This is a genomic window from Mesorhizobium sp. CNPSo 4671 (assembly GCF_057784245.1).
This window is the reverse complement of sequence record NZ_JBWLUW010000002.1, coordinates 618,530-644,691: the sequence shown is the minus strand read 5'-3', so window position 1 is coordinate 644,691 and position 26,162 is coordinate 618,530. Positions and strand designations below refer to the sequence as shown.

General features: G+C 64.8%; 26 protein-coding genes. 11 read left to right on the top strand and 15 right to left on the bottom strand.

Translation table 11 applies throughout. The features are described from left to right. Nucleotide 1 precedes the first annotated feature (1 nt). The 4 genes from AC04SF_RS07630 to AC04SF_RS07615 all read right to left on the bottom strand — a co-directional run bounded on the left by AC04SF_RS07630 (nt 2) and on the right by AC04SF_RS07615 (nt 3,127). On the bottom strand, nt 2–250 hold the full coding sequence (locus AC04SF_RS07630; RefSeq protein WP_488477229.1) for a DUF680 domain-containing protein: 249 nt from the start codon (nt 248–250) through the stop codon (nt 2–4). 231 nt (nt 251–481) lie between these two features. Then, complete coding sequence (locus AC04SF_RS07625) at nt 482–781, bottom strand: hypothetical protein (RefSeq protein WP_488477228.1); 300 nt, start codon at nt 779–781, stop codon at nt 482–484. A 168-nt stretch (nt 782–949) separates the two neighbouring features. Then, on the bottom strand, nt 950–1,912 hold the full coding sequence (locus tag AC04SF_RS07620) for an AraC family transcriptional regulator (protein ID WP_488477227.1): 963 nt from the start codon (nt 1,910–1,912) through the stop codon (nt 950–952). Between the two features lie 153 nt (nt 1,913–2,065). After that, entirely contained in the window at nt 2,066–3,127 is a 1,062-nt protein-coding gene (locus AC04SF_RS07615; protein ID WP_488477226.1) for a helix-turn-helix domain-containing protein, read from the bottom strand. 319 nt (nt 3,128–3,446) lie between these two features. On the opposite strand from AC04SF_RS07615, the gene AC04SF_RS07610 reads away from it, so the two are divergent. From AC04SF_RS07610 to AC04SF_RS07600, 3 genes are read left to right on the top strand one after another with little or no spacing between them, the layout of a single operon-like run. Continuing rightward, complete coding sequence (locus AC04SF_RS07610; RefSeq protein WP_488477225.1) at nt 3,447–7,568, top strand: Pls/PosA family non-ribosomal peptide synthetase; 4,122 nt, start codon at nt 3,447–3,449, stop codon at nt 7,566–7,568. A gap of 23 nt (nt 7,569–7,591) precedes the next feature. Beyond that, nucleotides 7,592–8,068, top strand: a complete 477-nt coding sequence (locus AC04SF_RS07605) for a GNAT family N-acetyltransferase (protein WP_488477224.1) — start codon at nt 7,592–7,594, stop codon at nt 8,066–8,068. Further along, nucleotides 8,065–8,730, top strand: a complete 666-nt coding sequence (locus tag AC04SF_RS07600; protein WP_488477223.1) for a 4'-phosphopantetheinyl transferase family protein — start codon at nt 8,065–8,067, stop codon at nt 8,728–8,730. Before AC04SF_RS07605 ends, AC04SF_RS07600 begins: the two co-directional genes overlap by 4 nt. On the opposite strand, the gene AC04SF_RS07595 is transcribed toward AC04SF_RS07600, so the two are convergent. The 3 genes from AC04SF_RS07595 to AC04SF_RS07585 form a co-directional block, all read right to left on the bottom strand. After that, nucleotides 8,706–9,800, bottom strand: a complete 1,095-nt coding sequence (locus AC04SF_RS07595) for a KamA family radical SAM protein (protein WP_488477222.1) — start codon at nt 9,798–9,800, stop codon at nt 8,706–8,708. The two genes, AC04SF_RS07600 and AC04SF_RS07595, sit on opposite strands and share 25 nt — an antisense overlap. 122 nt (nt 9,801–9,922) lie before the next feature. Next, entirely contained in the window at nt 9,923–10,819 is an 897-nt protein-coding gene (locus AC04SF_RS07590; protein ID WP_488477221.1) for an NmrA family NAD(P)-binding protein, read from the bottom strand. After that, nucleotides 10,816–10,998 (bottom strand): YjiS-like domain-containing protein, encoded by a 183-nt coding sequence (locus AC04SF_RS07585; protein WP_488477220.1) that lies wholly within the window; start codon nt 10,996–10,998, stop codon nt 10,816–10,818. Before AC04SF_RS07585 ends, AC04SF_RS07590 begins: the two co-directional genes overlap by 4 nt. A 212-nt stretch (nt 10,999–11,210) precedes the next feature. Between AC04SF_RS07585 and AC04SF_RS07580 the strand changes: the two genes are divergently transcribed. Further along, nucleotides 11,211–12,122, top strand: coding sequence for a transcriptional regulator GcvA (locus tag AC04SF_RS07580; protein WP_488477219.1), 912 nt, complete (start codon nt 11,211–11,213; stop codon nt 12,120–12,122). Nucleotides 12,123–12,547: 425 nt separating this feature from the next. Here the strand turns inward: AC04SF_RS07580 and AC04SF_RS07575 are convergent, their stop codons facing one another. The 3 genes from AC04SF_RS07575 to AC04SF_RS07565 are packed head-to-tail and all read right to left on the bottom strand — an operon-like array spanning nt 12,548 to nt 14,432. Then, nucleotides 12,548–12,760, bottom strand: a complete 213-nt coding sequence (locus AC04SF_RS07575) for a tautomerase family protein (protein WP_488477218.1) — start codon at nt 12,758–12,760, stop codon at nt 12,548–12,550. 29 nt (nt 12,761–12,789) lie between these two features. Next, complete coding sequence (locus AC04SF_RS07570; protein WP_488477217.1) at nt 12,790–13,683, bottom strand: SDR family oxidoreductase; 894 nt, start codon at nt 13,681–13,683, stop codon at nt 12,790–12,792. An 8-nt stretch (nt 13,684–13,691) separates the two neighbouring features. Continuing rightward, a complete protein-coding gene (locus tag AC04SF_RS07565; protein WP_488477216.1) occupies nt 13,692–14,432 on the bottom strand; it encodes an SDR family oxidoreductase in 741 nt (246 codons plus the stop codon). A gap of 103 nt (nt 14,433–14,535) precedes the next feature. Between AC04SF_RS07565 and AC04SF_RS07560 the strand changes: the two genes are divergently transcribed. Then, entirely contained in the window at nt 14,536–15,429 is an 894-nt protein-coding gene (locus tag AC04SF_RS07560; protein ID WP_488477215.1) for a LysR family transcriptional regulator, read from the top strand. A gap of 92 nt (nt 15,430–15,521) precedes the next feature. Then, entirely contained in the window at nt 15,522–17,180 is a 1,659-nt protein-coding gene (locus AC04SF_RS07555) for an acyl-CoA synthetase (RefSeq protein ID WP_488477214.1), read from the top strand. Between the two features lie 26 nt (nt 17,181–17,206). On the opposite strand, the gene AC04SF_RS07550 is transcribed toward AC04SF_RS07555, so the two are convergent. The 3 genes from AC04SF_RS07550 to AC04SF_RS07540 form a co-directional block, all read right to left on the bottom strand. Further along, nucleotides 17,207–18,190 (bottom strand): methyltransferase, encoded by a 984-nt coding sequence (locus AC04SF_RS07550; RefSeq protein ID WP_488477213.1) that lies wholly within the window; start codon nt 18,188–18,190, stop codon nt 17,207–17,209. A gap of 216 nt (nt 18,191–18,406) precedes the next feature. Then, on the bottom strand, nt 18,407–19,126 hold the full coding sequence (locus tag AC04SF_RS07545; protein ID WP_488477212.1) for a hypothetical protein: 720 nt from the start codon (nt 19,124–19,126) through the stop codon (nt 18,407–18,409). Nucleotides 19,127–19,166: 40 nt separating this feature from the next. Then, nucleotides 19,167–20,249, bottom strand: a complete 1,083-nt coding sequence (locus tag AC04SF_RS07540; protein WP_488477211.1) for a hypothetical protein — start codon at nt 20,247–20,249, stop codon at nt 19,167–19,169. 285 nt (nt 20,250–20,534) lie between these two features. Here AC04SF_RS07540 and AC04SF_RS07535 point away from each other — a divergent pair, with 285 nt between their 5' ends. Beyond that, nucleotides 20,535–21,161: a nucleoside hydrolase gene (locus AC04SF_RS07535; protein WP_488477210.1), complete on the top strand. Its 627-nt coding sequence runs from the start codon at nt 20,535–20,537 to the stop codon at nt 21,159–21,161. A 24-nt stretch (nt 21,162–21,185) separates the two neighbouring features. Here the strand turns inward: AC04SF_RS07535 and AC04SF_RS07530 are convergent, their stop codons facing one another. After that, a complete protein-coding gene (locus tag AC04SF_RS07530) occupies nt 21,186–21,827 on the bottom strand; it encodes a TetR/AcrR family transcriptional regulator (protein WP_096448222.1) in 642 nt (213 codons plus the stop codon). A gap of 72 nt (nt 21,828–21,899) precedes the next feature. Between AC04SF_RS07530 and AC04SF_RS07525 the strand changes: the two genes are divergently transcribed. The 3 genes from AC04SF_RS07525 (at nt 21,900) to AC04SF_RS07515 (ending at nt 24,345) form a co-directional block, all read left to right on the top strand. After that, nucleotides 21,900–22,361 (top strand): ester cyclase, encoded by a 462-nt coding sequence (locus tag AC04SF_RS07525; protein WP_488477209.1) that lies wholly within the window; start codon nt 21,900–21,902, stop codon nt 22,359–22,361. After that, entirely contained in the window at nt 22,358–22,696 is a 339-nt protein-coding gene (locus tag AC04SF_RS07520; RefSeq protein ID WP_488477208.1) for a DoxX family protein, read from the top strand. The genes AC04SF_RS07525 and AC04SF_RS07520 overlap by 4 nt, the downstream gene beginning before the upstream one ends. Nucleotides 22,697–22,899: 203 nt before the next feature. Further along, nucleotides 22,900–24,345 (top strand): DUF5939 domain-containing protein, encoded by a 1,446-nt coding sequence (locus tag AC04SF_RS07515; RefSeq protein WP_488477207.1) that lies wholly within the window; start codon nt 22,900–22,902, stop codon nt 24,343–24,345. 99 nt (nt 24,346–24,444) lie between these two features. Here the strand turns inward: AC04SF_RS07515 and AC04SF_RS07510 are convergent, their stop codons facing one another. Beyond that, nucleotides 24,445–24,726: a hypothetical protein gene (locus tag AC04SF_RS07510; RefSeq protein ID WP_488477206.1), complete on the bottom strand. Its 282-nt coding sequence runs from the start codon at nt 24,724–24,726 to the stop codon at nt 24,445–24,447. A 342-nt stretch (nt 24,727–25,068) separates the two neighbouring features. Here AC04SF_RS07510 and AC04SF_RS07505 point away from each other — a divergent pair, with 342 nt between their 5' ends. Further along, entirely contained in the window at nt 25,069–25,953 is an 885-nt protein-coding gene (locus tag AC04SF_RS07505) for a hypothetical protein (RefSeq protein ID WP_488477205.1), read from the top strand. Nucleotides 25,954–26,162 lie beyond the last annotated feature (209 nt).

The window sequence follows — 26,162 nt, the reverse complement described above, 5'->3', positions numbered from 1 at the left end:
CTCAGCGGCCCCAGAGGCCTTGGTCGTTGTGCCGGTTGATGATGTCCTGCACCGATTCCTGGCTCGGTCCGGTCGTCACCTTGGTGTCGACGCCGTTCTGGTGCGCGGTGTAGGGGATCGAAGCGGTGGCATTGGTGTCGACGGAAGCGACAGGCTGGTTTCCAGTGTTGCCACCGAAATGATCGCTGCCGGCAAAGGCAGCACTCGAGGCAAGCAACATCGCAGCCACGCCGAGAGCGAGCTTGGTCATTTGACAAATCCTTGTTTCGTTTCTCCGGGTCGCGGGCCGGCAGTTTGGCCCCGCTGAAGGGAAGACCCGGCAAGGCGGTGCTTTATTCCCGGGGGTGGCGAGATTTTTTTGGAAGGGGAAGCAGGGCTTGATGAACGCAACCTTGGCAGAGCCCAATAGGCGCGACCTAGACACACAAAAGGCGCCGGCGCAGCGCACCGACGCCTTCAAGGATGCGCCAGACCGGTCCGCCTACGGACAGGTCTTCTTGCCGCAGACCGCGATGCAGATCGCCGGGTTCGAACAGGTGTAGGTTTTCTTGGAACTGGTGCCGGAAGATGAGCCGCCGCTGGACGCGGCGAGTTGGCCGGACCCGCCCTGGTCCAGCGTCTTCATGTCGCGATTGCTGGCGCTGATCTTGCCGCAGATCTCGGCGCCGCAGACCGCCTTGCAGATCGCCGGATTCCAGCATTTGTAGGCCGCGAAGACCTCGGTAGGAAGAAGGGCGCAGAAAACCGAGATCCCGAATATCAATCTTTTCGCCGCACGCATTGTTGCCTCCTGTGGCCAGTTTTCCCGATGTCACGGAGGCCCGGCCGCCCAGCCTCCGTTCCCGCGCATGCCTCATGCAGCGCGTCCGCCGGCGCGACTATGCGGATGCAAAGCCATGGGCGTATCGCACTGGCGGCACAGGCGCATGGCACTGGCGGAACAGGCGCCTCACTGCGCCAGGCCGGCGCGCACCTCGGAAGGCGTCATGCGATAGCGCGAGCGGAACTGCCGGTAGAAGGTCGACGGCTCGACCAGTCCCGCCTCGAAGGCGAGATCGGCGATCGGCCGCGCGGCGAAAAGCGGGCTGGCGAGCTGCCGGTGGATCCGCTCCAGCCGCCTTTGCATGACATAGTCGGAAAAGCCCTGCCCCTCCTCGGCGAAAAGCCGCCTGATGTAGCGCGGGCTGATGCCGAGGCCCCTTGCCGCCATCTCCGCCGACAGCCGCGCTTTGTGCAGATTCTCCTCGATGTAGCGCTTGATGGCCTCGATGCGCGCGGCGCGGACGCCGCGCCCGGCGATCACCTCGCTGACCTCGCGGCTGGCGCCGACCGCGGCCGCGAACAGATCGGCAATGTGCTGGGCCGCCAGTGGCGCCAACCCGGCGCTCATCCCGCCGCGCGCCACCGCGCCGAGATAGGCCAGCAGAAGCCGCGCCTCCGGCGTGGCGGGGTTGATCGCATCGGGCCTGAGATCGCCGACATGGCGCACCAGCGGCTCCAGCGTCGACCTGGCAAAGCGGGCGCAGATGGTCCACTCGCCGTTCGGCGCCCTGGCGCGCCAGCGCCGGTCCATCGGCATGATGCAGGGCGCGCCGGCCGGTGTCTCCACCGTTCCATGGCTTGGCGTGTCAAAAGCCCAGCCGCCGGCGATCCAGGACACGACGAGGTCGTCATTGGCATCCTGCCGCAGCGCTGCCGTGCGTTCCCAGGCCATCGGCGCAACCTTGCCCTCGGCCACGCTCACCCCAGGCAGCAGAAGCGTGGTGGCGCTCAGACGCAGTGCGCCGCCCTCCAGCGGGGCGAGGTCCAGCCGCATGCAGATGCGGCCGTAGAATTCGCGCACGGCTTCTTCGCGCTCGCGATCGGCAATCTCGTCCGTGGACAGGACGATGACATTGTCCGGGCTGGACACCTGCGTTCGATCCCCGTTCTTCCCCTGGGGTTTTCGTGCGGGCGACAGGGACAGTTCAAGGCCTATGTGGACGCTCCGCGCAAAAGTGGCGGCAGGCGCAAGGAATGTGGCCACAGGCGCAAGATCGGCATCGGATTGTCTGCTGTCCGGGCTTCAGCGGAGTTCGCGGATCCAATGCCATAGGCTGCGGTTGGCGCCATGCCCGCGGGCCAGGCCGCGGCCCTCCGCGGCAAGCGCCCGCATCTCGCGCGGCGTCATGTCGAAGGAACGCCGGAAGGCGCGGACAAAACTCTTGCGGTGAGCGAAACCGTAGCGGCCGGCGATCTCGCCAATGGCTTCGTGCCTACGGCCGGGATCGACAAGTTCGGCGCGGCAGCGGCGCAGCCTCTCCTCCTGGATGTATCTGGAGAGGCCGCCATGCGGCTCGAACATATAATAGAGCTTGCGCGTCGAGATGCCGAACAGCGCGGCTATCATTTCGGCGGCGAGGTCCCGGCCGCTGATGTGCCTGTCGATATGGCGGCGGATTTCGCCGCTCAGCGCCAGTTGCACCGAAATGGCGTTTTCCTCCGCCACGGTCGAATTGATCGCCGCGGCGGCGAGTTCCAGGGTCGGCCTGGTCACCGCCTCGGCATCCCTGCCGCTCATGGCCGGCGCGGCCTGGTAGAGGCTGAGCAGATGGCCGCGCAGCAGCGCCGTCAAAGGCGCGTTGCCCGGGATGACGCGCAGATTGTGCTCGTCGGGCGCCTTCAGAAGCGGCGCCAGCAGGCGACGCGGCATGGTCAGGTTGAGGCTGTCGATACCGGACGTCCCTGTCGACTGGGCCTGCGCCAGGTCGGAGACGATCAGGTCGCCCGGGCAGGCCTTTTCATCCGGTCCGCCATCGCGCCGGCCGTGGCTGCCGCGCAGGCAGAGCTGCACGGTGATCTGGTCAAGGCCGTCGCGTCCGATGCGGGCGCGCGAGCGGTCGAAGTTCTGCGCGACGCATCGGTACGAACTGAGCGCGATCTCGCCGAAATCAAACGCTTCCGCATGGACATGGAACCGATCGTCGCCACCATTGCGCAGGCGAACGTCGTAGAAGAAACTCATGTTCTCCTGCCACAGCGCGATGGCCTGGCTGGGCGCCAGGCCCGCTGAATCCAGCACGGAGCGCGGGACCCCGCGATCCGCGAGCGCCCCGCCCGGCTCTTGACCGTTGCCTGCCGTCGCCATCCGCCACGATCCTCCGCGAACGGCGCAGCATAGGCATGGTTGCCGAGCCGCGACAACACCGGGTTTGCACGGCAAGCGCAGGCCGGCTCCACCAGCCCCTCCCCAGTTCACAATGTCCCGCCCAGACACACTTCAGAAACAATATTCAACAGTTCGGAAAAACTGCCGAAAAGATCGGATGGCATAAGCATCCCCCAACAGCCGGGAATCGGCCGCCGCACAGACGCACAAATCGCGGCGGCGGCGCAGCCAAAACTGTCTACCGACACGGCGGCATGACGCGCTCGGCAATGCTGGGTCAGGACGAGAAAGTTTGGAAATGGATCACGGTGTCGATATCGCCGCACTCGACAGGGACACGGCAAGACTGGACGGAGAGCCCGAAACCAGCGCCGCAAGCGTCGATGCGCTTATCAGGAATGCTCAGCGGTCCCTTGCCACGCACGGCCAGATTCTGACCGGCGCCGACTTCGCCCGGGCAGGTCAGCCCGGCGAGCGGCTCGATGCGGTCTTCGAACAACTCGCCGAAACATTCGCCACCCTGCCGGCGGTGATCTCCGAAGGACGTGTCTGGACCTATCAGGAGCTCGACAGGCGGGCCAACCAGTTCGCCCGCCTGCTGGTCAGGCGCGGCGTGCGGCCGGGTGACCGGGTCGGACTTATTCTCGACCGCTCAGCGGAAACCTATGTCGCCTTGCTCGCCGTGGTGAAGGCAGGCGCCGCTTTCGTGCCGCTGGCCACCGCCTTTCCGCAAGAGCGCATGGCGCTGATCATCGAGGACGCCAACGTCAGCCTGGTCGTCACCATCGCCACCTATGCCTCGCGGGCCGACCAGTTGCCGGTTCCGCTTGTGCTGATCGACAGCGCCGCCGCCGAGATCTCCAAACAGTCCGACGCGCCCCTGAAGCCGCACAAGGCGCCGGCCCCCGCTGCAGTCGAAGACATCTGCTATATCCTCTACACGTCGGGCACGACCGGCAGGCCGAAGGGCGTGGCCATCCGCCACCAGAGCTTTGTCAACTTCATCCGCGTCGCCGCCGCATCCTACGGCTACCGGCCGGGCGATCGCGTCTACCAGGGCATGACGATTGCCTTCGACTTCTCCTCCGAAGAGATCTGGGTGCCGTTCGTCGCCGGCGCGACCGTGGTGCCCGCACCCGGCCAGATGCCGCTCGTCGGCGAGGAACTCGCCGATTTCCTGCGTCTTCATGACGTCACCTGCATGGCCTGCAGCCCGACGCTGCTGTCGTCGATGACATCTGACGTGCCTAGCCTGCGCACGCTCCTGGTCGGCGGCGAGGCCTGCCCGCACAATCTGGTGGTGCGCTGGTCGAAGCCGGGGCGGCAGATCCTCAACACCTACGGCCCGACCGAAGCGACCGTCACGGCGACTATGGGCGCGCTGACGCCGGAAAAGCCCGTCACCATCGGTGCGCCGCTGCCCACCTATTCCATCGTCATTCTCGACGCTTCGCTGCCGGAGCTCGCCGAGCCTGGCGAACTGGGCGAGATCGGCATCGCCGGCATCGGGCTCGCGGTCGGCTATCTCAACAGGCAAGACCTGACCGAACAGAAGTTCATCCCCGATTTCCTCGGCCTGCCGAACAACCCGTCGAAGCGCATCTACCGCACGGGCGACCTTGGCCGGATCAACGCCGATGGCGAGATCGAATATGCCGGGCGTATCGATACCCAGGTGAAGATCCGCGGCTACCGCATCGAGCTCGGTGAGATCGAGGCGGTGCTGCTCGACCAGCCTGAGATCGCGCAGGCCGCCGTCACCACCTGGGAGATCGAGCCCGGGCGTGTCGAGCTCGTCGCCTACTACGCAGCCAAGGCCGGAGCGCCGGCGCTCTCGCGCGCCGATCTCGCCCAGACGATGAAGCGGCGCCTGCCGGACTACATGGTGCCCTCCTATCTGGAGGAACTGCCGGCAATCCCGATGACGGTGTCGAACAAGGTCGACCTTCGCCAGCTGCCGAAGCCGACAAGCACCAGGCTTTCGGCCGACCGCGCCATGGTTGCGCCCGGCAATGACGACGAAATTTTCCTGGCCGACGCGCTGGCCGCTGTGCTGAAATTCGACGCGGTGTCGGTCGAGGACAATTTCTTCGACGATCTCGGCGCCAACTCGCTGCTGATGGCGCATTTCTGCGCCCGTGTGCGCACCCGCAAGGAATGGGCGACGACGTCCATGCGCGACATCTATCTCTATCCGACGGTCGCGCGCCTGGCCAAGCATCTGAGCGTGGCGGAAGAGATGACGACGGCCACCAACGAGCCTGTCCTCACCCGCCAGGCCTCGAACTTTGCCTACTGGAGCTGCGGCGCGGGCCAGCTTTCGTTCTACCTTGTCTACAGCTATGCCGCGCTGTGGGTCCTCAACCACGGTCTCGACTGGGTCTACGACGCACTCGACGAACCGCTGCAGCTTTATATCAGGTGCGTGGCGCTCTCGACCGGCGTGTTTTTCGGCATGTCCGGCTTTGCCGTTGCCGCGAAATGGCTGCTCATCGGCCGCTGGAAGGCTGAAGCATTTCCCATCTGGGGATGGCGCTACTATCGCTTCTGGGTCGTCAAGACGCTGATCCGCTCGGCGCCCGTCGTGCTGTTCCGCGGCAGCCCGCTCTACAGCATCTATCTGCAGCTGCTGGGCACCAAGCTCGGGCACAATGCCGTCATCGAATCCAAATCCGTGCCCGTCTGCACGGATCTCATTTCGATCGGCGCCAACACCATCCTGCGCAAGGAATCGATGATCCTCGGCTATCGGGCGCAGGCCGGCTATATCCACACCGGGCCGCTGAGCATCGGTCGCGATGCCTTCGTCGGCGTCGGCTCGACGCTCGACATCGACACCTCGATCGGCAACGGCGGCCAGCTCGGCCACTCGTCCTCGCTGCAGCGCGGGCAAAGCATTCCGGATGGCGAGCACTGGCACGGATCGCCGGCCGTGCCGACCACGGCCGACTATTGCAAGGTGCGCACCGCGAACCCTTACGAGGTCCGGCGTTTCCTCTACGAGGCCGTTCAGCTGTTCCTGCTGTTCGCCGTCGTCACCCCGCTGCCGCTGCTGTTCCACAGCTATTGGGAATATGTCGGCGACGACTATCAGGAGACGATCGGTCTTGTCGCCATCGGCACCACGGTCACGCTGTTCGGCTATATCGCCGTGGCCTTTTTCGCCGCCACCGTCCTGCCGCGCGTTTTCAGCCTGATCCTGAAGCCCGGCCGCACCTATACGCTCTATGGCTTCCGCTACTGGCTGCAGACCGTCTCCGAATTCTCCAGCAATTCGCGTGTGCTGGGGCTGCTGTTCGGCGACAGCTCGGCCATCGTCCACTACATGCGCGCCATCGGCTGGAACCTCAACAAGGTGGTGCAGACCGGCTCCAATTTCGGCTCCAACCAGCAGCACGACAACCCGCTTCTGTGCGAGATCGGCACCGAGACCATGGTCTCGGACGGCCTGTACATGATCAATGTGCACAAGTCCGCCTCGGCGTTCCGGCTGGAGCCGACCCGCATTGGCGAGCGCAACTATCTCGGCAACAACATCTACTATCCGCCGGATGGCCGCACGGGCGACAACGTCCTGCTCGGCACCAAGGTGATGATCCCCATCGACGGCCCGCTTCGCGAGAATGTCGGCCTGTTGGGTTCGCCTGCCTTTGAAATCCCGCGCATGGTCAACCGCGACAAGGAACTCATCGCCGGCGTCGACGAGGCCGACCGGCGCCAGCGCATCCCGTTCAAGAACCGCCACAATCTGGTGACGATCCTTCTGTTCATGGCAACGCAATGGGTCATGCTGTTCGCCACCCTGGCGATCTGGGACCGGGCGCTGAACTACTACACCGAATGGGCGGAGGTCGCTCTCTTCGTCGCCGTGCTCCTGACCTCGGCGATCACCATTCCGTTCTACATCTTCGTCGAGCGGGCAAGCCTTGGTTTCGGCCGGCTGAAGCCGCAAATGACGACGATCTACGACGTCGCTTTCTGGCGCCATGAACGCCATTGGAAGCTGGCGGATTCGCCGATCGTGCGCCTGTTCGCCGGCACGCCGTTCCGGCCGATGATCCTGCGCCTGCTGGGCGTCAAGGTCGGCAAGCGCGTCTATGACGGCGGAGCCAACCTCACCGAACGCTCGCTGGTGGAGATCGGCGATGATGCCACGCTCAACGAGGGCTGCGTCATCCAGGCCCATTCGCTGGAGGAAGGTGCGTTCAAGTCGGACTTCATCCGCATCGGCGACGGTTGCACGCTCGGGCCTTCCGCCTTTATCCATTACGGCGTCGTCATGGGCAAAGGATCGGTTGTCGATACCGACTCCTTCGTGATGAAGGGCGAAGAGCTGGAGCCCAACTCGATCTGGCGCGGCAACCCGGCCAAGCTGCACCGATTCGTCGAGCCGATCGTGGAGGCCAGGGCGTCATCCTGACGCCCGATAGCATCGGAGGTCACGTGGCAGAGCGATCCGGAAGCACCATCGACATCCGGATCGCCCCAGTGACCCCGGCCACCAGCACTTTGGTCACCGCACTGCAGTTGGCTCCGGAGCAGATGGATTTCGTCGCAAGCAACGCGGACTCGCTGCGCGAAGCCAGATCCGACAGGGACGCGCAGCCGCGCGTCATCATGGCCGGGGATCGTGTCGTCGGGTTCCTGATGTACGAGGCGCCGCACGACGACGACGAGGCGCGGATCTACCGCCTCATGATCGACCGCGCCTGGCAGGGCAGAGGCTACGGCAAGGCCGCGTTGCGTGAAGTGCTCAAGGAAATCGCCGGGCTCGGCCACATCGGCCACGTCTCCATCTGCTATGAACCCGAGAATGAAGCAGCGCGCCAGCTCTATCGCACTGCCGGTTTCGTCGAAGAAGGGCTCGACGAGGATGGCGAAATGATCGCCGACCTCGTCCTGCTGAGGGATGGCCGTTGACGCGGTCGCCCGAAGACGCGTTGACCGAGGCGATGGCGGCAATCGCTCCCCGAGGTGTCCGGACGGGATGCAGGGTGATAGGCGACGCGGACGAGGCCCTTCTGCTCCCGGAGGAAGCGCGTTCCATCCCCGCGCGCCAGCCGGCCATGCGGCGCGCCAGCGGAGCGGCCCGCTGGATCGCACACCGGCTGCTGGCCGATATCGGCATCAAGGACGTCGCCATCCCGCGCGCGCCATCCGGTGCTCCGGTCTGGCCAGCCGGGATAATTGGTTCGCTCGCCCATGACGACGACATGGCCGTGGCGGCGGTCGCGCGAATTGCCGATATCAGCTCGCTCGGCATCGACGTCGAGCCCGCGCTGCCCCTGCCCGATGATATTTTCGCGCTCGTTGCAATCGCTGCGGACCGGATGGACACAGCCGAGCAGTCTCTTGCCGGCCGGATCCTGTTTGCCGCCAAGGAAGCGGTCTACAAGGCCGTCTATCCGCTGGACCGCCAGGTGCTGGGCTATGAGGATATCTCCGTCGATCTCAAGGCGGGCCGCGCGACGACAACGACAGGCCGCAGCGCCAGCCTCGTCTACTGCATTGCCCCGCGCGTGGTGGTGCTGGCGTTTGTCGGTAGTAGCGCACCACCCTATTCGCCCACGATCTCCCGATAGTCCCGCACCGCGCCGTCCAGCCCGCGTATCCGCCAGCTGTCCCCGTCACGCCCCTCGACAGGACACGGCCCGAGCGGCACCTTGCCGCCGCCTTCCGGCAGGTCGAGCACATAGACGGGGTTGCAGATGCCGGACAGGCGCGCCCTGAGCGCTTCCACCAGTGCCTGGCCCTGCGCGATCGTGGTGCGCCGATGCGCCATGCCGCGCGCCAGATCGCCATGGTGCAGGTAATAGGGTTTTACGCCCAGCCGGTACATCAGCTCGCGGCAGAGCTCTTCCAGCACCTCGACGCTGTCGTTGACGCCTTTTAGGAGAACGCTCTGGTTGAGCAGCACGAAGCCCGCCTGCCGCATCGTCCGGCAGGCTGTCTCGGTGGCATCGGTGATCTCGCGCGCGTGGTTGAAATGGGTGACGACCGTGACCATCAGCCTTCCCTGCAACGCCTCGACCAGCCCGGATGTTATGCGCGATGGCAGCACCACCGGCACGCGTGTGTGGATGCGCAGCAGCCGCACATGCGGGATCGCCTCGATGCGGGCGAAGATTTCGGCCAGCACCTTGTCCGGCAGCGACAGCGGATCGCCGCCGGTCAGGATCACCTCGCGGATTTCGGGATGATCAGCTATATAAGCCAGCGCCGGCTCCAGCGCCTCGCGCGTATAACCGCGGCCGATCGAGGTCAGCGATTCCTTGCGGAAACAGAACCGGCAATAGACCGCGCATTGATAGGTCGGGAACAAAAGCACCCGGTCGGCATGGCGATGCGTCAATCGCGGCACCGGGCTGAACTCATGGTCGGCGATCGGATCGCCAAGCTCTCCCTCCGTTTCCACCAATTCGTCAGGCGACGGGATCACTTGCGCGCGGATCGGGTCGGCCGGGTCGTTCCAGTCGATCAGGTCGAGATAGGTTTTTGGCGCGCGCACCTTGTGGAGCGCGGCGGCAGCTTGAGCGGCCGCGCGCTCGGTCAGCGACAGCGGCAGCCGGTCGAGATCGCGGACATGGCGCACGCCCTGGCGGACATCGTCCCGCCAGTCGGGGGCCTGGGTTACATCTTTGAGGTCGGTCATAACAGGTCTCGGAGTGGTCGCGCGGACCTATCGGCCGGATGGGCGGCGCGGTCAACCACCGTCGCGATGCCAACCATCCCCGTCGCGCCTTACGGCATCACCTTTGCCGTTCAGCGAGCCCCTCACCCAGCCCTTCCACCCCTCGCCGCCATCGCCACAAAAGCACTCTCAATCGTCTCAAACCTCAGCTCCGGATAAAGCACCCCGGCCTCCGGCGTGTCCGTCGCATGCGCGGTCTCGCCGCGGATCCAGAACGCCCGCAGCAATCCAAGGCCGGGCGCTGCCGCGATCATCGCCTCCAGTTCCTCGGCGCTCATCTTCGCGATGTGCGGTGAGCGGCCGCTGACCTGGCGCCAGAGATCGATCATCGCGCCCTGCGTGATCCTGTTCTGCGCAATCCGGATTTCGCGGCGCACGGCACCGGGATCCTCCAGCGCGCGCATGGTGACGGCAGCGATGTCCTTCTCGCTGACGAAGGTCGCCGGCACATTGCCGTCGCCATAGACCGTGACCTCATCCGGCGGCAGGGACGCCGAACCGAAGCGCGTCAGGTCGCCCAGCGTCGCCACCCAGGTCGAGAAGAAGCCGTTGGTGTAGATCACCGTATAGGGCAGATCGGCATCCCTGACCGCGTCGAACACGGTTCTCTTGATGTCGAGCGGCGCGATCGAGCCGGGTGCGGCGGCGGCGAAGTCGAGGCCGAAGCCGGCGGAGGGCACGAAGCGGGAGACGCCGACATCTTTCACGGCGCGCACCAGTGTCATCTCGCTGGCCGAGCCGACATGCACCGAGCTGATGACGCGATCCACCTCGCCGACGGCGCGCACAAGGCTGTCATAGTCGTCGAGATCGCCGACATGCACCGTGGCGCCGAGGTCTCGGAATGGGCGCATCCCCTCTTCATTGCCTGACGTTGCCGGCCGGACCAGGACATGCAGGCTGTCGCCATTCTGCGCGCTGGCCTTCGCCATCTCTGAGCCCAGAAGCCCCGTCGCTCCGATGATGAGGGTGCTGGTCATATCGCCCTCCCATAACCAAGGATGGAACCGTCCCAGTCGCGCTCCAGGCCGATGTCATGCAAACGACGGTCGGAAAGCCGGGAGATCCGGCGCAGCGCACGGCGGCGCTCGAACGCTGCGGTGCTGCGCATGGCAAGGCCGCTCATCGCGGCGCCGATGGGTCCAAGGGTTAAGGTCATGTCAGTCTCCTGTTCGTTGGGCGCAAGCGGACCCGTGCCGCCCCAATGGGGCGAGCATGACGATTGCTCACACTATGTCTGGTCGTCAGGCGCATCGACGGATGAAAACTTGATGTCTGTGCGCCGGTACACCCTGATATTGGGCATTTCCGGGCTGGACGACAAACGACTCTTTGTGCAGGATTTGTGAGCAACGCTCACAGATCGAGATCATGCCGCGCACACTGCCGCCCCTTACCGCTTTGCCCGCTTTCGACGCCGCCGCCCGGCATTTGAGTTTCTCCAAGGCAGCGGAGGAGCTCAACCTCACCCATGGCGCGGTCAGCCGCGCCATCCGCAACATCGAGGACAGGCTAGGCATCCAGCTCTTCGATCGCGGGACAAGGTCGGTTCGCCTGACCGCCGTCGGTGCTGCCTACGCGGTCGAGGTCGGCAAGGCGCTCGACCGGATCGCCACCGCCACCATCGCCGCCACGCCCGACCGCTCGACGCGCATCCTGAGCGTCTCCACATCGGATGGCTTCGCCGGCCGCTGGCTGGTGCCGAGGCTGCATCGCTTCCACCGCGCCAATGCCGATATCGACGTGCGGCTGGCGACATCGGGCGTACTGGCCGATTTCGTCAGCGACGGCATCGACATCGCCATCCGCTATGGCAAGGGCGGCTACACCGGCGTGACGGCGGAATTCCTCGCCGACGAGGAGGTCTTCCCCGTCTGCAGCCCGGAGCTGCTGACCGGCGACCATCCGCTCCGCCAGCCCGCGGATCTCCGGCATCACAAATTGATCCACGACGCCTTTCGCATCGACTGGGCGACATGGCTGCAACAGGCCTGCGTCGACCGCATCGACCCCAAACGCGGCGTGCGCTTCGATTCCGCCACCTTCGCCGTCGAGGCCGCAGTGCATGGTGAAGGCGTCCTGCTCGGCCGCAGCGCGCTGGTCTCGGCCGACCTGGCGTCCGGGCGGCTGGTGCGGCCTTTCGACCTCGCGCTGAAATCGGCGGCCAGTTACTACGTCGTCTATCCAGAAGGCGCGCTGCGCCAGAAAAAGGTCAGGGCATTCCGCGACTGGCTCTTTGCCGAGGTGGCGGCTGACTGGGTTGGTATGCCTGGGAGGGATTGAGCAGCGCCGCGCAGACCACCTCCCCGCTGCTTCGCAGCGACTTGCCGGGGCGAGCCACGGGTCTCGCCCGTCCTTCGGACCCCCACAAGGGGGAGGGTAAGGAACCGCCCTGCCCATCCGCACTTTGTAGAGGCGTGGAAAAGCTGGGCTCCCTACCTCCCCCTTGTGGGGAGGTCGGACCGAAGGTCCGGGTGGGGGTGCTGGCGCAAACCTTTTTGACTTGCTTCCTCGTCCCCCGAAGTGGACCCAAAAGCACGAGCCAGACAGTTGGACAGCTCGGGGCTGTCCACCTGGCCCCCGCCTGATGCATGTCGCCCCAAAGGGGGCATTGGTTTTCAGGGAACCGACATGCAGGCCCGCGGACAGAGTGGACGTTAGCGTCCGCGGCGACCAGTCGTCATATGACGGGTATCAACTCGGAGCAGCTACTCCTTGGCGCGATAGGCTTCCGGTATCACGAAAACCTCGTCGGCGCGGCCATAGCCGCCGTCGGCGATCTCCTCGACCAGCACCATCGTGGTGGGGCGCACTACCTCGCCGAAAAAGTCGACGAACATTGCTGTGGTCCGGTGGATGAGGTCTTCCTTCTGCGCCTTGGAGAGTGCTGCCTGCGGTACTTTTATGTTGGCGAACGGCATGGTCGTATTCCTTCTGTTTGAGGTTGGATTCAGGCTTTGGGATGGAGTAGGTCGGCAAGGCCAATCCGCTCCAGGAGTTGCGCGCGCACGCGGTCGGCAACGCCGTTGACGATTGCCGCACCGTCGTCGGAGGGATCGATGTGGACGCGCAGAGGGCGGCTGCCGTGCGGCATGGCCACAAGGTCGACGATTGCTCGGGCGATCTCGGCAGGATCGGCATCCGCCGGCTCCAGGGACGCCAGCCCCTTCAGTGCCTGCTGGTCGGCGCCGGCATAGGGACCGGACCAATAGGCGTCGGCGCGCGCCGCGTTGGCGGGTACCGCCGCGTGGTGGAAATGCTCGGTGCCCTTGGTGAAGGCGCCCGGCACCACGATCGTCGTCTCGATGCCGAAGCGGGCGAGTTCCAGCGCATAGCTCTGCGCCAGCGCATCCATGCCGGCCTTGGCGGCGAAATAGGGCGCCAGGAACGGCGGCGTGCCGCCGCGCGTGCTGCTCGAACCGACCCAGATCATCTGGGCCCGGCCGAGAGACCGCATATGCGGCAGGGCAGCGCGGTTGACGCGCTGCGTGCCGACGACGTTGACATCATAGAGCTGCGCCAGCTGCTCGGGCGAGAACGCCTCGGCCGGGCCGAACCCCATATGCCCGGCATTGTGGATCAGCACATCGAGCCGGCCGGCTTCGCTGAGAATCTGCCGGATCGCCGCTTGCGCCGATGCGTCGGAAGTGACGTCGAGCGCAATGGTCTTCAGCGCCACGCCCTCGTCACGAGCGAACTTTTCCATCTCGGCTACCGCACCGCCGCGCGCCGAGGGGTCGCGCATCGAGGCATAGACGGTGTGGCCGGCTCTCGCGAGCGCCCGCGCCGTCATCGCGCCAAAACCGCTGGAGGCGCCGGTGATCAAAATTGTCTGTTTCATCATTGCCTCCTTCAGATCACGCCGCCATTGGCGCGGATGATTTGTCCGTTGACCCAGTCACTGTCCGGCCCGGCCAGGAACGCGACCACGCCGGCAATGTCGTCGGGTTGGCCGAGCCGGCCAAGCGGGATCATCTTGGCCGTAGCCTCGATCTGCGCCGCGCTCTTGCCGTCCGTGAACAAGGCGGTCTCGACCGGTCCGGGCGCCACGGCGTTGACGGTGACGCGGCGCGCGCCAAGCTCTTTGGCGAGGATGTGCGTCATCGCCTCGACACCCGCCTTGGTGGCGGCATAGACGCCGTAACCCGGCTGGTAGATGCCGACGACGCTCGAGGAGAAATTGACGATGCGGCCGCCATCGCGCAGGCGTCTTGCGCCTTCGCGCATGCCGCGGAACACACCACCCAGGTTGATCGCCACCTGCGTGTCGAACGCGGCGTCGTCGGTCGCGACGATCGGCGAAAGCTTCATGATGCCGGCATTGTTGACGAGGATGTCGACGCCGCCAAACGCCTTCTCGCCGGCGTCGAACAGGGTGGCGATGCCCGTGGGATCGGCAATATCGGCCTGCACGGCGATCGCCTTGCCGCCTTCGGCTTCGATCGCGCCGACGACCGCTTCGGCCTCGGCGCGGCCCCGTGCATAGTTGACGACGACGGCGAAGCCGTCGCGGGCCAGCCGCTGTGCGATCGCCGCACCAATGCCCTTGGAGGCGCCGGTCACGATCGCGGTTCTGGTTGGTTGGGATGTCATGGAAGTCTCTCCGTGTTGTCAGTGACACGGATATAGGCCAAGACAATTTCCGGATAATCAGCCGCCTATTGACATCACTATTCGGAAACTGCGAACAAAGGCCATGGATCGCCTGGACACGATGCGGCTCTTCGTTCGCGTTCTGGAGCGGCGCAGTTTTACCGCTGCCGCCGCCGACCTCGGCCTGCCCAGATCAACCGCGACGGAGGCGATCCGCCGCCTGGAAGAGCATCTCGGCGCCCGGCTTTTGGAGCGGACGACGCGGCAAGTGAACGCCACGCAGGACGGCGAGGCCTATTACCGGCGCTGCCTGTCGATCTTGGCCGAGATCGAGGATGCGGAAGCCGCCTTCCGCAACGCCGAGCCCTTCGGCCTGCTGCGCATCGACGCCAGCACGCTGCTCACCCGCACGTTCCTTTTGCCGCGCCTGCCCGAGTTTCTTGGGCGCTACCCCCGCATCGACCTGCAGATCGGCCAGAGCGACCGGCTGGTAGACCTCGTGCGCGAGGGCGTCGATTGCGTCATCCGCGTCGGCGAGCCGCCCGACAGCGGCATGATCATGCGCCGGCTGGGGATGATCCGCGAGATGACCTGCGCCAGCCCCGCCTATCTCGAACGCCACGGCACACCCGCCTCCCCCGACGCGCTCGACGGCCACCAGGCGGTGGGCTTCGTCTCGTCGCGCAGCGGCGAGGTGCTGCCTTTCGAATTCACCGTTGGCGGCAAGACGCGCGAGGTCCGATTGCCGGGCCGCGTCGCCGCCAACAATTCCGACACCGCCGCCGACCTCGCGCGGCTCGGCCTCGGCCTCATCCAGGCGCCACGCTATCGCTTCGAGAAGGACCTTGCTCAGGGCACGCTGGTCGAAGTGCTGGCCGACTACCCGCCCTCGCCGACACCGCTGTCGGCGCTCTACCCGCAGAACCGCCAGCTCTCGCCGCGCCTGCGCGTCTTCCTCGACTGGGCCGCGCACATCTTCGCCGAGGCGAACCTTTAGGGCATCGATCGTTGCTCGTCGGCGCCATCTAATGTCACTATTGCCGCGACCGCACGCCATGGGGAGATGGCGCGTCGCCAGGGAGGACTGACATGACCAGCAAACAAGCCGGCTTGCCGCGCTACGAAGACGCCGTTGCGGCCTTTCGCATCGAGGATGAGATCGCCAGGCTTCGCGGCGATCCGGCGACCGGCATCAACGCCTATGTCGAATGCTGCGGCCGCCACACCGGTGAGAACCGGCTGGCGCTGCGCGCGATCTCGGCCGGCGGCGAACTGCGCGAATTCAGCTTCGAAGATCTCGCTGATATGTCGGGCCGCGTCGCCAACCTGCTCAAGGAGGTGGGTGTCGGTCCCGGCGATGTCGTCGCCGGCATGCTGCCGCGCATTCCCGAACTCATTGCGCTCATCCTCGGCACCTGGCGCATCGGCGCCGTCTACCAGCCGCTGTTCACCGCTTTCGGCCCAAAGGCCATTGAACACCGGTTGGGCTACAGCGGGGCCAAGCTGGTGGTGACCAATCCGGCCAATCGCGGCAAGCTCGATGAGATCGAGACCTGCCCGCCGATCGCCACCATCCTCGGTCCCGGCGATGCCTTGCCCCAAGGCGACATCGATTTCCGCGCCGCCCTCGCCGCCGCTTCCCCCGATTGCGAACCCGTCATGCGCAAGGGTGACGACCTGTTCATGATGATGTCGACCTCGGGCACGACGGGCCTGCCCAAGGGCGTGCCGGTGCCGCTCAGTGCGCTGCTCGCCTTCGGCGCCTATATGCGCGACGCCATCGGGCTGCGCCCCGACGACGTCTTCTGGAACATCGCCGACCCAGGCTGGGCCTACGGCCTCTATTACGCCATCACGGGCCCTTTGCTGCTCGGCATCGCCACCACCTTCAACGAGGGCGCCTTCACCGCCAAGAGCACCTATGACGTCATCGAGCGGCTCGGCGTCACCAGCCTTGCCGGCTCGCCCACCGCCTTCCGCCTGTTGCTCGCCGAAGGACCTGAAGCCGCCGCCCGTATAAAAGGCCGGCTGCGCGTCGTCAGCAGCGCCGGCGAGCCGCTCAACCCGGAAGTGATCCGCTGGTTCGACGCCCACCTCAATGCGCCGATCCACGACCATTACGGCCAGACCGAGAACGGCATGATGGTCAACAACCATCATGGCCTGGCGCATACCGTACGCGCGGGCTCCGCCGGCTTCGCCATGCCGGGCTACCGCATGGTTGTGCTGGACGATGAAGGCCGCGAACTCGGTCCCAACCAGCCCGGCATCCTGGCCGTCGACATCGCCAACTCGCCGCTGCGCTGGTTCGACGGCTACCACCAGGAACGGACGCCGGCGATTGTGGGCGGCTACTACCGCACGGGCGACACGGTGGAATACGAGCCGGACGGCTCGGTCTCCTTCATCGGCCGCGCCGACGATGTCATCACCTCGTCTGGCTACCGCATCGGCCCCTTCGACGTCGAAAGCGCGCTCATCGAACATCCCGCCGTCAACGAGGCGGCCGTGGTCGGCGTGCCTGACCCGCAGCGCACCGAAATCGTCAAGGCCTTCGTCATCCTGTCGCCCGCCTTCCACGGCAGCCCCGAGCTTGCCGAGGAACTGGCGCAGCATGTCCGCAAACGGCTCTCGGCCCACGCCTATCCGCGCGAGATCGATTTTGTGACGGAGCTGCCGAAGACGCCGAGCGGCAAGATCCAGCGGTTCCTGCTGAGGAAGGCGGAGGTGGAGAAGCGGAAGAGGTGATACACCCGCAATCGGACCGCGAATCTTCAGCCGAGGCGCGCACGAAACAAGGTGGTGCCATCCGTCAGGCGCGACCTCGATATATCCTGCAATCCAGCCTCGGTCATCCACGCCCGATACTGACCTTCCGTGTAGGATTCGCCGTGGCGATAGAGGTTCAGGAAGGTGAGGTTGAGAAAGACACCCTCGGGCGGGCCGAGGCGGTCGTTATCGACGACACCCCACCCCGCGATTGCGATCTCGCCTCCGGGGTTGAGGCAACGCGCCGCGTTCAGGATCGAACGGCGTGCCTGGTCCGGCGGAAGCACCTGGACGACGGCCTTCAGGATCGCCAGATCGTGCCGGCCGATCGATGGCGCGACAGTTATGTCCCCCTCTTCAACAGTCACCTCGCTGGCACCGTATTCTGCCAGGATAGAAGGCGCGACCGCTGCGACCGTTGGCAGTTCCATCAGCGTTGCCGCAATCCGCGGCCGCTGCTCGCGAAGCCCGACGAGAATGGTCCCCGCCCCGCCGCCGATATCGATCACCGAGCCGATTGCAGAGAGGTCGATCTCGCGGGCCAGATGCCGGCCGAAAATCACCCCGCCCGGTGCGAGCATGCGGCTGAAGGCCGCCGCGGACTCAGGCCCCGCTTCGGAAAAGTCGTGCAGCGCGGCCGGCCGGTTCTGTCGCAGCGAGTCCGCGGTCAAAAGGTCCGCTCCCCAGAGTTCGCGCAGCAGCGCATGATCGCCGCCGCGATAGGTCGGCTTGGACGCGTCGAGGAAGGCAGACGCTTCGGCTCCGTTGCGAAATTGACCGCCCGTGACTTCGAGGAGACCGATGCTGGCGAGTGCGTAGAGCAGCCGCGACAGACGATCGGGATCGACTTTGAGCGCGGCCCCGAGGCTGTCGGCAGTCGCGGCATCGTCACCGAGCCGGGTGAAGACGCCAAGGTCCAGCCCGGCTCGAAGCGCCAAGGCGGAGGGTACCGCTGCGATCAGTCTGTCGATCCGATCAGAATCCGCCATGTCAGGTCCCCTTGCGCGATCCAGGACCGACTTCGCGGCTCCCATAAGATTAGAACCTCCGTTCTCCGGAAAGTGAAGACAAAATCATTGTTTCGAGCGGCCGACACGATGCGGTAACGGATACGGCTGACAAAGCTGAACCAACGTCGGCTTCGGCGAATGTCTATCGCTGCTTTGACCAACCCGCAGCACTGCCTGCCCTCTTGCAGTTTGGTTCTAGATGACCGCAGTGACCCTGCCTGCCTTATCGAGGCGACACCCGACTTGCGCTTGCCGGACTTCGATGCCGCCGCGTCTGGCATAGTCTATTCGCACCTTGATCGGCGCCGTCAGTGCACCTCCACGTCGATGCAAGACACCTGCGCTGACCGCGCGGACACGGACGGCGCCAAGCGGCTTGGCAGCGGACATGATCGCCGCGCGGCAGGCTTGTACGACCGCGGCTGGCGTGCCGGGCTTCGCTGTCAGCGCTTCCAGGGATCCAAAGGGATATCCCCTGGTGAGGTCGCCCTGGCCGTCCTTGGAGGGCCTGAGGACAGATGGCAGGACGATCGATTGCCTGGTGGTCTTGGTAAAGGCCGTGGCTGTCGTGGCAGCGGCCTGACCACCGGGAGCGGTTGCCGATCCGTTTTCGGCGGACGGAGCGGCGCCCAGGCCGACACCGGTGGAAAGGCCTCCGCTGGAGGTGCCTACGTTGCCGCCGGCACTGACACCGGCGTTGACCGACCCGCTGCCTGCGTCAACCGAAGCTCCGACGTTTGCTCCGCCAACGCCGCCGACGCTTGCGCCCACCCCTACGGATGCGCCTTGCGAACCGGCACTCACTCCAGCACTGACCCCAAGACCGCCGACCTTACCGCCTAAACCTGCATCCAGCGCCGAGGCAGGCCCGGTTGCGATACCGATCGTCAGCGCGGCTGCGAAGTATTTTTTCACCGTCATCCTCCCTGCACTATGCATTTCACTCACCTTGTGTTCACGGCGGAAGCGGCCGGGTTGGCAGCAAGGCGGGGGGAAGAGCAATGGTTGCCAGCATGACAGGCTGCGGTGACTTTGGGCCCTTCACCTTACGTTTTTTCGGCAAGCCCGGTTTACGGGCTGCGACCGAACGCGGTGGTGAACTTGCGAGCGCACTCTTGGAGGCCTTAGGCGCGCGCACCACGGCCGCTGTCCGACGCTTGTCCTTGATGGCGTCGATTTCCTCGCGCGCGGCACTGAGGCTGCGGGCCAAGCCGTTGGCCCTTTCACGTTCCTGGTCCAGCGCCGCACTCAAGTCTGTCGAGCTCTGCTGCAAGGCGTCGCGTTCCTTGCGGGCGCTGTCGAGATCACGCCTGGCTGAATCCGCTCGTTGACGCTCCAGCTCGAGTGCTTTTCTGGCCTGGTTTGAAGCGGCGTCGGCCACTTGCCGATCCTTCGCGGCCCTGGCCTGCTCCATCGCGGCCAGATTTGCGCCTGTCTTGAGGGCATCGATCGTTTGGCGAGCCGTGGCGAGTTCCCGTTCCAGGAACTCGACCTTTTGGCGCTCCTCATCAAGCGCCTGCGTCGCAGCGGAGTCGGCCACTTGCCGGTCCCTCGCGCCCTTGGCCTGTTCCGCTGTGGCCAGATTTGCGCTTGTCTTGAGAGCATCGATCGTCTGACGCGCCGTGGCGAGTTCCTGTTCCAGGAGCTCAACCTTATGGCGTTCCTCATCAAGCGCCTGCGCCGCATTGGCCCGAGGGGCATCCGTGGAGAGTGGCGCTTCGGGCATCGCGTCTTTCTTGCTATCCCAGAGACTGGCTTCCGCCCGGAAATTTTCGATGGCACGCTGCGCGGTCTCCAGATTGGCCGTGAGCGCTTCGTCTGTCTGCTGCTGCTGTTTCAGGGCCTGCGCTTGCCTGGCCAACTCAGCCCGTGCCGCGGCCAATTCGCGGCGCAAGGCCTGCTCATCCTCGCCGGGCAGCGTTCGCGCGCCCTTGAGAGCCTGAGTTTCGCTGAGCGTCACGGATGCATCGGGCGCCTGCTGGCTATTTGCCGGAGACGCCAACAGCAGAATGAGGATCGACGAAACGAGGGACAGCATGGCGTTGCACCCCATGCCACGCATCCCGTGAAGTACAATCGAAGGCCGTCGTTTAACAAGGGTGAAGTCACAGCATGGATATTTTGACGTAGTCCCCTGCAAGTGATCCATCACTTAACCTCACTTGGCGCGACCCTCACCGCGATCGTATTCTCCACTTAGTTCGAGCCCCGGCGCTGGATGCCGCGTCACCTGGACGCTATCTTCAATTTCCTTGGCTGTTGTCATTCGAACGAACGAAACGTTTCCCCTGAGACGGCTCTGTTCGGATCAGCGGCGCCGAGCATGCTCCGGCGGGTGCCCGTCGGTCCCTACGCCAACATCGCGCTCGCCGTGCGCAAGGACCCGCGCATCGTCGAACGGGTAAAGAAGGTCGTCGCCATGGGCGGTGCCTACACGCGCGGCAACATCACGCCGGCTGCGGAGTTCAACGTCTATGGCGATCCGGAGGCCGCCGACGTGGTGTTCCGGGCGAATTGGGACGTCACCATGGTGGGGCTCGACCTCACCCACCAGGCACTGGCCACCCCGGACCTGCAGGACCGGGTGCGCGCCATCGGCGGCCCGATGGCCAAGTTCATCCTCGATATCTGGGCGTTCATCGCGACCATGCATGGCGGTCTGCTGCAGATCGAGTACCCCGCCATCCACGACGCCTGCTGCGTCGCGGCCATGATCGACGGAAGCGTCTTCACCACCGAGAAGGCCGACATCCGCGTCGAGCTCGCCGGCCGGTGGACCAAGGGCATGACGGTGTGCAATTTCGAGAAGATGGGCGGCATGCACCATTTCGGCGGCACGGCGAGCGAGCAGACCGACTTCCGCCACAGCGTGGCGATGAGGCTCGACCATGCGAAGTTCTGTGACCTGATCGTGGATGCGCTGGAACGGTTGGTCAGGCAGAAATCGTGACAATCAAATAGTGATAGCGGACGTTCAAGAAGGGCTAAGGCGGCTAAGCCCGTAAGCAATGGCATCTTCGATTTGGTGTTCGAACACCTCGGCGTCTCCCTCTTCGACGATGCCCATGATCGCGCGCTGATAGGCATCCCCTAGTGCCAGCGCCACGATCCCGCCAGCGATTGTCAGTGACGTGCTGGAAGGGACCGCACCAGGCTCGAGCAACCCCGCTATCCGCTGCCGGATAACGCGCATGCCGGACAGCTCAAACACCTTTGACAGAGCGGGAAAGCGCCATCCGTCAGCGACGATCAAGCGATAGAGCGCCAGCGCGTCCGGCTCAAGAAGGGCCGTAATGAAGGCGTGCAGCTCTTCCGCAAGCCGGTCCGCCCTGGGCTTGTTGATGTCGGGGGGCGCGGCGTTCTCGATCTCCTCGCGCATGTACTCGCACATCGCGGTGACCAATCCCTCAAACAGCGCCTCCTTGCTTGGGAAGTGACGATAGAGGGTCATTTTCGCGATCCCCCCTTCCGCCGCGACCCGGTCCAGCGTCGTGCCGCCGAGGCCATCCCTCAGCAGTATGGGACGCGCCGCGCGCAGGATCGAAGCCCTCGTCTCGGCCATCCGCAGCCTGCGCGGATCGTCGTCTCGCCACTTTCTGGAGCTTCCTTCTTGCATACGATACGATTCCGTCTTATATGATTTTATACGATACGATTTTGTATCGCCTTATAGCCCATGGAGGTCAACATGCGCAACCCCGTCGATCTGGCCCATCTGTTCGCCGACATCATGAACAGCCACAACGCTGAACGCTTCGCCGAACTGGTTTCTGAAGACTACGTCAACCACAACCCCGGCGTCCGGCCCGGCCTGGCCGGTGTCGTCGAGTTCATGGGCCACTGGTTCGAAACCCTTTCCAACACCCACGTCGTCGTCGAGGACGCCTTTGCCGTCGGCGACCGCGTCGTCGGCCGTTACACCTACACGGCCCGCCACACTGGACCGTTCATTGGCGTTCCGGCATCGGGCGCCGAAATTACCATGCGCTCGATCGATATCTGGCGCGTCGAAGGCGATCGGTTCGTCGAGCACTGGGACGAGCTCAATCTGCAGGAGGTTCTACACCAGATGGGTGCCAACCCCACGGGTGCCAACCCCACGGGTGCCAACCCCACGGGTGCCAACCCGACGCAAGGAGCTCCGCGATGAGCATCGCCCTGGTCTTGAACGGGATCGTTGCGCTGGCGTTCGCCGGCGCCGGCCTGGCCAACCTCGTCAATGCCGGCAACGCCGAAGCGGATTTCCAACGCTGGGGCTATCCCAAAGGGTGGCGTTTGTTGACGGCGGGTCTGGAGATCGCAGGGGCAGCGGCCTTGCTGTTTCCATCCACGCGCATCATCGCGCTGGTCGGCCTCACGCTTTTGATCCTCGCCGCGCTGGGCACGCTGATCAAGGCACGCGAGGGCTTCAAGCACCTCGCCCCGGCGATCGGCTTTACTGTCATGATGCTGGCAGACGCAGCCGTGCTGCAGGTTTGGGCCTAAGGATGCAATCCTCAATGTCGCGGCCATTGAGCTCATGCAACGGTAGCAGCGAGAACTGCCGCCGTTTCAGCGCGTCTGCTCCAGTGCGCGGCGTCCCGTTCTGGGCCTCCTGGACAAACCGCGTGCCAACAAAGGGAATTCAGTCCATTCGCATCGCGCTGGTTTTTTAGTAGGCTGTCGCGAGGAAAGGTTGAGGATCCGACGTGACGGTAGTCGACGATCGTCTTCTCGAAAGCAAGATGACCAAGGTGGAGCAGGCGCGAGCCTGGAGCCCACGCGTCATCTCGAAATTCGAGACGCTGATCAAGAGCGCCGACGACCATTCACTCTATCGCGTCAATCCGCGGTCCTTTGCTCGCGACCGCGCAATCGCCGAGCCTGAAGCAATCGACCTCTTCCTGCATGCTACCCGCTGCGGCTTGTTCGACATGAGCTGGGATGTGCTCTGTCCCCAGTCCGGGATGGTGCTCGATAGTTTCGGCGCCCTGCGCACGCTGAAGACCCACTACGTCTGTGGCCTGTGCGACGTATCGGGCGACACCGACCTCGACGACTTCATCGAGGTCACCTTCTCGGTATCGCCGAAGTTACGGCGCCTGCCCTACCACGACCCCGAGACGCTCCCTGTCGAGGATTTTCACTGGAAGCTCCACTTCGGACATGACGGGCGGCTGCCGGGGCAAGACGTTCGCTTTCTTGACGTTCTGCGCGGCTTCGTTCGGGGCATGACGTTTCTGCCGCCCGGCACCACCACAGTGCTGCGCGCCGACCTGGGACCGGGCGCCCTTTCGGGCGTCAACGTGCAGACACAGGCCGCATTCGCTGTGCCGATATCAGGCGATCCGGTGTCGGCTCCGACACGTCTGAAGATCGACTATGACGGCAAACGCTTCTTGCCGGCGTTGCCCGCCGTGCCACCTGGTCCGATTGTCATTGAGGTCGCGAATAGGGGGACGGCGCGAGGTTCGTTGCTTGTCATCAACTGGCCGCCCGAGCTTGTCGCGCTGACCACCAAGCCGGCGCTCGATTTCGACCCTTATGTTTCCGGTGGAGCGCTGCTTGCGCGGCAAACCTTCCGCCAGCTCTTCCGGTCAGAGCGTGTCGACGAGAAGGAGGGGCTCGGCATCCGGCAGATCACCTTCCTGTTCACGGACCTCAAGGGTTCGACCGCCATGTATGAGCGACTGGGTGACCTCAACGCCTATGCTTTGGTCCGCGAGCATTTCGCTTTGGTCAACGTGGCGGTTCAGCAGCATTCCGGAGCGGTGGTCAAGACGATTGGGGACGCGGTGATGGCTGTGTTCTCGCAGCCGTCGGATGCGATTTCGGCTGCACTCCGCATCTTTGAAGAAATCGACCGCTTCAACGGCGACCATGACGGGCCAGGGATCATCCTCAAGATCGGCGCCCACTGTGGACCGTCGATCGCCGTGACGCTCAACGACAACCTCGATTATTTCGGCCAGACGGTGAATGTCGCCGCGCGCGTGCAGTCCTTGGCAGAAGCCGGACAGGTCTGCATTTCCGAGGCGCTCTATTCCGCGCCCGGGGTTCGCGAAATGCTTGCCGGCCATCGTGTCGTGGCTTTTGACGCGCCTCTTCGTGGTGTGGAGGGTGACGCTACTGTCTATCGCATCGTGCGGGGATAGACGCGATTACGTGCCACGCCCTTTCGCACGCCCTGTGCGGCACATTGCAGCCATTGGCAACACGGTCAATTGGCACTCGATCAGCTCAGTTGGCCGAGATCAGTGCGCCACGCCATCGGATGCGTGCAGCAGTCTCCACGTCGAGCCAACGCGTCCGTCGAACTGCGCGGCAAAATGCTCCGCGGCCACATCCTCCAGGCCGTCATCGACGAGTGCCTCGATGCTTCGCCGCATCAGGGTAAGCTGCATCTGCCTGGCATGTTCCCGGTCGGCCTCCCGCATGATGGCCGTGACGTGGTAGGCGACGACGGGCTGGCCGAGGCATGACAGCAGCGCGTTGGCCTCGGCTGTTACGGCAGTAACCGCATCTTCGATCTTCATTCTGGCGATCCTCATCAAGAATGATGCTGACGCCTCCCCGCAAGGCGACGGTGATCCGTCGCTTCTTTTCTTTAAGTTCACTGCCGCGCACGAACGAATGCTGCGCGCCAGGCTGACAATTGCTGTCTTCTCCAGACCCTCGACCACCCTCGTTCGGCCCAAAAACAATATCCGCCAAATTTGATTCAAAGGCGACCGGATAGTTAACTGATGGTTAATGGCGGTGCTTGCCATCCCTCGCCAATCAGGATGTTTCGCCTCGACGTTTCCTGCCGCGCAATAGCCGCAAAGCTGCCCGATGGCTGCCGGACCTGTTGATCCGCCACGAAGAAAGGTTCTGTCATGCGGTTGGTCTGGACGGTCATGTTTGCACTTGCGAGCAGTGCGGCCTTCGCCGCCGCACCCGAGGACGATTATATCGCCGCGCGCGACAAGGCGATTGCGGAAATCGCGGCGATGGACAGCGCCAACACCCCGGTGGAAACGCTCGATGCGGCCAATGAAAAGGCCCGCGCCGACCTCGAAAAGCGTCTCACCGCCTTGCTTGGCCCCTTCACGGTCAAGGATTTTCCGGCGGCCGGCACGATCAATCTCGAAAGCCTCAGTTCTTCCGATATCGGCTTCGGCATGCTGGACGGGCTGCGCCACGGCACCGATGATGGCCCCAGCATCGTGGCATCGACACGCGGCCTGGTCGAGCGATGGCTGCAGTCGCGCGCCGCCGAGACGGATGCCGATCTCAAACTGCCTACCGGCTTCGACGCGGCGCTGAAGCTCGATGCCTTCTACACCCAGGCCATCGGCAGCGACGCCGCCTTCACCAGCACGCTCGACTTTGCGCTGAAGAAGCCGGATGGCGCCGACATGGCGATCGCCCGGCTCGGCGGCTGGGCACAGGATATCGGGCCGAACTACAACCAGGAGGTCGTCGTCACGGTCGTCAAGGGCAACAGCGTCCTGATCGCCGAAGCGCCGGCGACACCGCCCATCCCGAAGATCGCGGCCTGCGACGCCGTGTGGACCGGCGCTGACACTGCCGCCCAGAAGCTGGCCAAGCAGGCCACAGACGACAGCGACGAGAACACATCCGACGCCGCCAACGCCGCCTGGACGAAGGGCGACAACGACTTCCGCGTCTGCCTGGGCAAGAGCCTGCCGGCGGATGCGGCCTTCCCCGCGCTGCTCGCCCAGGCGCAGGCGCTGGCCGATCACATGGCGGGGAAGTAGGCGCGACGCGGACGCTGCCAATCTCCCCACCTGCGCGGACCGCTCCTCAACCCCCACAAGGGGGGAGATCGATAGTTTCACCGCCGGCGCCCTCTTGTTGCCCTCGCATTCCACCACCATATCGTCGGCGCGCTGGCCCGACCGATAGGGTTGCCAGCACCGCAAAAAATGGTTGAAAGGAAGTCCCGCACGCAATTCGGCGCGGCGGG